Source organism: Paenibacillus sp. 1_12, assembly GCF_900114475.1.
Lineage (GTDB): Bacteria > Bacillota > Bacilli > Paenibacillales > NBRC-103111 > Paenibacillus_S.
In genome coordinates this window covers 1-7146 of the sequence record NZ_FOTE01000052.1, presented here as the reverse complement: position 1 = coordinate 7146, position 7146 = coordinate 1, and the positions used below count along the sequence as shown (strand labels likewise).

At 37.9% G+C, this 7146-nt stretch carries 7 protein-coding genes; 3 read left to right on the top strand and 4 right to left on the bottom strand.

The genetic code is table 11. The annotated features are described in order from the left end of the window. Positions 1–329: 329 nt before the first annotated feature. The gene (locus BM210_RS33890; protein WP_091177071.1) at positions 330–1091 is read left to right on the top strand and encodes an HAD-IIB family hydrolase; all 762 of its coding nucleotides are present in this window, start codon (positions 330–332) and stop codon (positions 1089–1091) included. Positions 1092–1374: 283 nt separating this feature from the next. On the opposite strand, the gene BM210_RS33885 is transcribed toward BM210_RS33890, so the two are convergent. The 3 genes from BM210_RS33885 to BM210_RS33870 form a co-directional block, all read right to left on the bottom strand. Next, a complete protein-coding gene (locus tag BM210_RS33885; RefSeq protein WP_091177070.1) occupies positions 1375–1980 on the bottom strand; it encodes a GNAT family N-acetyltransferase in 606 nt (201 codons plus the stop codon). 322 nt (positions 1981–2302) lie between these two features. Further along, complete coding sequence (locus tag BM210_RS33880; protein ID WP_091177072.1) at positions 2303–2866, bottom strand: AAA family ATPase; 564 nt, start codon at positions 2864–2866, stop codon at positions 2303–2305. A 417-nt stretch (positions 2867–3283) separates the two neighbouring features. Beyond that, the gene (locus BM210_RS33870) at positions 3284–4060 is read right to left on the bottom strand and encodes a metallophosphoesterase family protein (protein WP_177238178.1); all 777 of its coding nucleotides are present in this window, start codon (positions 4058–4060) and stop codon (positions 3284–3286) included. A 578-nt stretch (positions 4061–4638) separates the two neighbouring features. On the opposite strand from BM210_RS33870, the gene BM210_RS33865 reads away from it, so the two are divergent. Further along, positions 4639–5949, top strand: coding sequence for an ankyrin repeat domain-containing protein (locus BM210_RS33865; RefSeq protein ID WP_091177068.1), 1311 nt, complete (start codon positions 4639–4641; stop codon positions 5947–5949). Positions 5950–6210: 261 nt separating this feature from the next. Here the strand turns inward: BM210_RS33865 and BM210_RS33860 are convergent, their stop codons facing one another. Next, positions 6211–6699: a GNAT family N-acetyltransferase gene (locus BM210_RS33860; protein ID WP_091177067.1), complete on the bottom strand. Its 489-nt coding sequence runs from the start codon at positions 6697–6699 to the stop codon at positions 6211–6213. A gap of 176 nt (positions 6700–6875) precedes the next feature. On the opposite strand from BM210_RS33860, the gene BM210_RS33855 reads away from it, so the two are divergent. Further along, on the top strand, positions 6876–7146 hold a 271-nt coding region (locus BM210_RS33855), incomplete at its 3' end, for a helix-turn-helix domain-containing protein (protein WP_143101178.1).

Sequence of the window (7146 nt, the reverse complement as noted above, 5' to 3'; positions counted from 1 at the left end):
TTATCATATTTCTTTCTCATCTCGGACACCTCGACTTTGTTGAGTTTATTGTCGCATTCTCGTTTCTCAGTGTCCAATTTCTAGTCTAGCATCAATTGTAGTTCAATCCCTTCATGTAGAATAACCTCATCTGGTTCATATAGCTGTAATGTAAACGAGGATTTAGTTGTGTGAATAAACATTTCCTCCATATCAAACTCTCGTAACTTCTCTTCAAGTATCTTATGATTTTGAATATATTTCATATAAGCTCCTTTTTGGGACATATGTCCTTTCCATTATAGAATAAACTGATATGATAAAAACAATAAAAATAAGGAGTTCACAAAATGAAATTTGTATTTGATTTAGATGGGACGATTTGCTTTAAAGGACTACCAGTTACTGAAACGTTACTGAAAGCATTAGAGAAATTAGTAACGCTAGGACATGAGGTTATTTTTGCTTCAGCTAGACCAATACGCGATTTACTACCCGTCTTACATGAGCGTTTTCATCAATACCCAATGATTGGTGGCAATGGCTCAATGGTTGCGGTAAAAGGAGAAATTATATCAACAGTCAGCTTTGATGAAGAAACACTCGCCAATGTCATTCAATTAATGGAGACGTTTGATGTTTCTTATTTAATAGATGGTAATTGGAATTATAGCTATACAGGGCCAGCTGAACACCCGATTCTTAAAAAACTAGATCCTCAAAAACGTGCCAGACATGTTAAGTTAGAAGAGTTGCGACCAATCGTAAAAATTTTAATGCTTACTTCAGCTAATATGAAAGAAGTCGAGGTACAGCTTCGTAAGAAAGACGTTGTTGTTCACAATCACGGGAGTGAGGGAGTTCTAGACATAAGTCCAAAAGGTATTGATAAGTGGAGTGGATTGCAGAAATTAGGTGTACAGGAAGGGGAATATATAGCATTTGGTAATGATGCCAATGACATTACAATGTTCCAACATTCAATGTATTCAGTTATGATTGGCGAGAATTTACAGCTAGCTCCACTTTCATCTGAACGATTGCTACTAAGTGAGGATATTGAAAATCTTCTAGTACAAAGGCTTGATGAACTAGGGACTACTAGGAGCTAGAAGTCCAATGACTTGGATTTAAACCTATAAAAAGGAACCTCATTCATAAATTATTAAAGCCTAATTTCGCAATTATGTAAGCGTAAAATTAGGCTTGAGGGTGTTCGATAACTTAGCTTGACCATTCGCAAGATTTTGTTTGTTTGGAACAGTGTTCCAACCCTATCGAAAATCATCGCTCCCGGCATTTTTTTCTCCTATTCAATTAAGTTGTTTAATTAATATGATTCTGTGAAGCATAACTGCCCGCTGGATGAGCAATGGACTATCACAAGATAGCTCATCATGTTTGCTCCAACAAATTCTCAAGCTTATCCTTTACAACTGGCCATTCCTCTTTAGTAATGCTGTAAAAAACAGAGTCTCTTATAAATCCATCTCTCAGAACCCTGTGATTACGAAGTACCCCCTCCTTCTTCGCTCCAATTCTTTCAATTGCTTTTTGTGCGGTAATATTTCGTGCATCAGTTTTAATCTGCACACGTATGAGATTTAACATTTCAAAACAATACTTCAACATGAGATACTTGCATTCTGTATTAACCTTTGTTCTTCTTACTTCGGGCGAATACCATGTTAAACCAATTTCTAAGCTTCGATGCTTTTCGGAAATATCTAAAAACCTTGTACTCCCGACAATTTTATTTGTTAATCGATCTAATACTACAAATGGATATTCTAAACCAAAAGCACCTGCCTGTTCCTTGGATAAGAGTGCTTCCTCAACAAACTCTTTCATTTGATCTAAAGTCTTTACTTCATTGGCTACCGGCATCAATGCCCATATATCAGGACTCTTTCCCACTTCAAATAGATCTTGGATATGAATAAGATCCATTGGTAATAACTTCACTCTCGTCCCTGTTAATTCTAAATGTGTATCGATCATTACAATATCGAGCTCCCTCTTATAATTTAGTTTATAACGAGAATTTAATATCCTAGAAAAGCTAAACCATTCTGATTCTTACATTTTATATATAAACAAATAATTGTCAGTTTTTTATAGTCATTTTTAACTCCATTTCCTCATCTACCTTCGTTCATAAATTGAATCATATTATAATTTCTATATTTTAACAATAATTACACCTTTTTCTCTTAATATTCTGCATCGCCATAGATATTGAGTTTTCAAGTTGAAATAGGAGAAAAATCTTGACAACTATTAGCTGGTTTAACTTAGCAAACAAACTTCATTGTGGTCTGTATTACGCTAAAGCTTGAGCAATATGGACGATTCTTTCAATAACTGACTGAACATCATCAGCGCTTTTGATTACAAATAAGTGGTCAGCTTCTCCTTCTGTTGGTGCTACCACGTCGACTTTATGAGAATCAGCCTGTTGTCGAATAAGCACTTCCTCAAAAGTTGAAGCACTTCTAAATACATTTGTGCTTCGCTGACTATTAGTAACACGTGCTTGAAGAACATGATCTGGAATATCAAAATTGACGAGGATGCTGTGAAAGCTTTTATTTTTAAAATGTGAGAGTAGATCCAGGCGACCTTTGCGAGAGCGATTTGAGTTGCAGAGGATTAGATGAAATGGGGTCACATTAACAGCATAATCTACAATTGTTTGAGTGATGTTGTACTTGATAATATTAGGTCCTTGTCTTGGTAGTAAGGCTTTGTAATATGTGTTGATGAAATCAGCATGGTTATCTTGGTCAATCACAAGTGATTGCTGCAATTGTTGTTCTAAAGCTTTAGCAAATGTAGTTTTCCCGCTGTGGGTCTTACCGACTGTAATGATCACTAGCCTTTTCATCAAATCAACTCCATTCTCCAAATAGGTTAAGGCTTCACAATAAATTTTACTATTCGATGAATACATTAATAATCCTTTTATGGATTATTTTATTTCGCTTTAGTAGATGCTATTTCATGCCCAAGCATACCCTGAATACTTTCAATCGGTTCACCGTTATCTAGCAATTGACAGACATAGGTGTGACGGCAACACCCAAACGACACTATAACTTCGATTACGGATGACGTTCCGTACCGTTTGATAGTGGTGCTCAACACCTCGACCAAGAAATTCGACGTCTATGTGATTGGCGAGCTTCGGGCTTCCTAGTGGAGCTATCGTTATATTTAAGAGGTTGTCCCGTTAGCGGACAGCCTTTTTTAACATATAAGAATGTTCACTATGGATTTCATCAGTTAGATATTTGAGGGTAATCTATCGATTGAGCTGATCTATTTTCACTCGCTCAGGATAGGGAATTGGCTCCCACCAACCTTTACGCAGTGCTTCCCCATACCATTCTGGTGAAAAACAAAAATCTCTTTTTTTAGCAATTTGAACAGCTTTCTCAATATCATAATTGACTCTATGTAAAGTGACTTTTCCCCGTGTAGTATCTATAGTGACGTAAGCTGCTCTCGGATCGCCATCTAATGAAAATCCAACCGCCCCAGTATTCACCAAAACAGTATTTGCACTTCGGAAAATAAACTGTTTATGTATATGACCCATGATTAGCCAATCAGCACTAATATTAGAAATACTGGATTCGACGTGTTGGATCGAATCGTGTGGTTGAATTGCTGAGTAACAATCTTTTGGAGTTCCATGCACGAAAAGAAACGATTGATCATCTACTTCAAAACGGTATTCAAACGGTAATTTTGAAAGATATTCATTATCAGATTTTGACATATGTTCGATATGCCAATTCAAGTAAGGTAACTCATATGGACTTGGGATGTAGGAAGGCTCGTGAGACTGAAGGTTTTTAATACCCATAGCTCCCAAAAGATATAAATCGGTATTTCCATAAACACATGGGATATCAAGTTTTTGAATTTTCGAGACACATTCCGAAGGTTCAGGCCCCTTATAAGCAATATCACCTAAACAAATTACCTTATCAACGGATTCATAAGCAACATCATTTAGAACGGCATCTAGTGCCGTCAAATTTCCATGTATATCAGATAAAATAGCAAGTTTCAATTCAATACACCCCAGATTGTCAGAACATTATATGACCTATTTATCATACCATGCGACCGATACATGTAAATTACATATTTAACAGTACTGCCAATTAGTTGAGAAATAATTAATATTATGGAAAATACAACCAGATTCCTTTTTCAATATCTTTAAGCTATCTCCCGTTTGCGTAACAAAAAATCCATGAACCGGATCCGTCGGGATTGGGATCAAGTTCATGTCATTGAGTTTTGACATGAACTTGATCCCATAAAATAAAAAAAACGCGATTTACGCGGCTATTCATGAGATAATGTTCTTGTCACCCGACATGTTTTGATTCATTTATTTAATCACAATAATGAACGTAATTTTTATTGTTTTTCCCACTAATGCCCAAGAATACATCGATCGTAACAAGCGTAAAGAGTCTCCAAACACGCTTTTTACAATTGCACGTAAGTTTGCTTCACTCAACTCATTATTCTCGCCAACAGAGATCGATCCTTAAAGGAACTCAGAATCCGTTGACGAAACAGTTCAAATAGAGATTCGGCAGCAGCGATTGAAACAATTTGTTGTGGAGGGTACTTGCTATGCGCGAAAAGAATTGGGATTTTCTTGCTTCAATGAATGAACAAAACAAAGAAGTCATATTACAAGTAACACAAGCGATTAACAATGACAATGTAGAGACTGTTGTACGTCTGTTTAAAACTCATTTATGGCTGGTATCTCTGATAAATCTACCTTGCTTTACTTTTGATAGTCCGGCTATTGTTATAGCAGCTTCTCAAGGAAATCGCGAGATGGTCGATGTATTGCTTGAGTATGGTGCAGACATCAATGCTAAAAGTCAGTGGTGGGCTGGAGGATTTGGAGTATTGCATCATAACCATCATGATCTTTCACGCTATCTTATTGACCGCGGTGCTCATGTTGATTCCCATGCAGCCGCTGCATTAGGAATGATGGAGCTGCTATCAAAGATGGTAGAAGAGAATCCTTCTGTCGTTAATCAACGCGGTCCTGATGGGCAAGTTCCCCTGCACTTTGCCAAAGAACATAAGATTATCGATCTTCTCCTTACTCACGGTGCGGAAATCGATATGCGTGATATTGATCACGGTAGCACGCCAGCTCAATGGGCTGTGGATGATCCGGAAAAATGCAGGTATCTCATTGAGCGAGGTGCTGAAACGGATATCTTTATAGCATGTATTCTGGACGATATTGATATGGTTTACCGAATTTTAGAGACGGATCCGAATGCTCTAAATGCTCAAGTTGGTAAAGGCAACTTTACATCTGGCGATTCAAACGGCGGACATATTTACGAGTATAAAATTGGTGCATCATCACGTCCGTTATTTCTCGCTCAAAGCCTGAATCGTTTTGAAGTAATCGAAATGATGCTGAGATATAGTTCGACCGAACACAAATTTTTGCTTGCTTGTTTACAAGCGGATTCGGAAATAATCCATTCCATAACATCTGAACATCCAAATATTATTACCTCCCTGCAGCCGATCGATGAAAGTTTGATTGTTGATGCAGCGAGAGATAATCGACTTGATGCTGTCCGCACAATGTTGGAGGTTGGATTCAATGTTGATGCACGACGCAGCCCCCAATCATCGACAGCACTTCATTCATCCGCCAGTCGTGGGAACCGCGAAATCGTTAAATTGCTGCTAGCACATGGCGCATCTGTACACGCAACAAATGAGTTTGGCGGAACGCCATTGAATAGCTGCATCTGGGGGTCTTTGCATATCCAGGATCCTTCTGGAGATTACGCGGCGGTAACAGCAACCCTCATCGAGGCTGGTGCGAAACTGCCTGATCAAGCGACAGGAAGCGATATCGTTAAGAAAATACTTATCGAACGCGGAGTAACACACTGATCCTCCACCTAAGTTGATATTTACTAAACGAGAATGTAAACCTACCTTTAAATAAGGGCCACACGTTGTTTATATGGTTTACATGTATTCAATGTATTTTCGGCTGTTTTGGCCTGCTTTTTTTATAAATCCTAGATCAAAATTCGACTTTACTACCGCACAATACTCCCGTTAGCGGAACAAAGAGCTGCCTCACGGCAGCCCTTTCGGTATTGAACTATAGTTCCCCGTTTGTTTAATGAATTATTTCTTAAAATTGCACTAACTCAATAACGATAAATCTTTTACAAACCAAGCGTCTGTAGCATTATGCTCTGAACCATCTAATGGTCTTTCAAGTTGTTGGAAACCTAATTTGATGTAAAGGAGATTTGCTGCTTGAAGTTTCTTCAATGTTTCTAAGTAACAGTGTGTATAGTGTTCCTTGGCGAAGACGAGTGCTTCTTTCATAAGATCCTTCGACAGACCCATACCTTGAGCTTCGGGTGTAATGTAAAGCTTTTGCAACTCGCAAATTCCCAGCTCCTGCCCGAATGGAGCAATCCCCACACCGCCTACCACTTCATTTTGTTCATTCACTGCAACCCAATACTTTGAATTTGGTTGTTCCTTGTAATATTGTGCCAGACTGTTGAGTTGAGGGTCAAAATATGCTGTTCCCGGAATATTTAGGTTAAATGATTCCAATGAGCGTTTAATAATTCGCTCTATTGTTTGATTGTCCTTTTCTTCAATTTCACGAATTTGCATTGTTTCATTCCCCCAATATCTAAATAATTATAGTTTATTAACTCTACTATTATTCGACAAATAATTCAACCAATTCAAGTATCCAGCCCGTTACTTGAATAAACAAAAGAGGAGCTGCCGTGATGAACTGCACCCCAATTGTTAGACACAGTCTAACAATTGGAGGTGTAGTTTTTTTGGCTAAATACTCAACTGAAGAGAAATTAGAAGCTGTCCTGGCTTATCTAGAAGGTAAAGCGTCATATAAGACAATTGCTGAAGAACGTAATATGAGCACTGCACCACTAAAAAGATGGGTATTACGTTATCAAAAGCATGGAGAGGAAGGAATTACATCAACGTATACAAATCACGAGATTCAATTTAAAATAGATGTACTCAATTACATGAACGAATTTGGGGCATCCATCAATGAGACCGCTGCTCGGTTTAATTTGTCTTCGGATT

Excerpts from the sequence above, each read along its gene's own strand:
- BM210_RS33890 (WP_091177071.1), top strand. The coding sequence starts at position 330 with ATGAAATTTGTATTTGATTTAGATGGGACGATTTGCTTTAAAGGACTA.
- BM210_RS33885 (WP_091177070.1), bottom strand. The coding sequence starts at position 1,980 with ATGATCGATACACATTTAGAATTAACAGGGACGAGAGTGAAGTTATTA.
- BM210_RS33880 (WP_091177072.1), bottom strand. The coding sequence starts at position 2,866 with ATGAAAAGGCTAGTGATCATTACAGTCGGTAAGACCCACAGCGGGAAA.
- BM210_RS33865 (WP_091177068.1), top strand. The coding sequence starts at position 4,639 with ATGCGCGAAAAGAATTGGGATTTTCTTGCTTCAATGAATGAACAAAAC.
- BM210_RS33860 (WP_091177067.1), bottom strand. The coding sequence starts at position 6,699 with ATGCAAATTCGTGAAATTGAAGAAAAGGACAATCAAACAATAGAGCGA.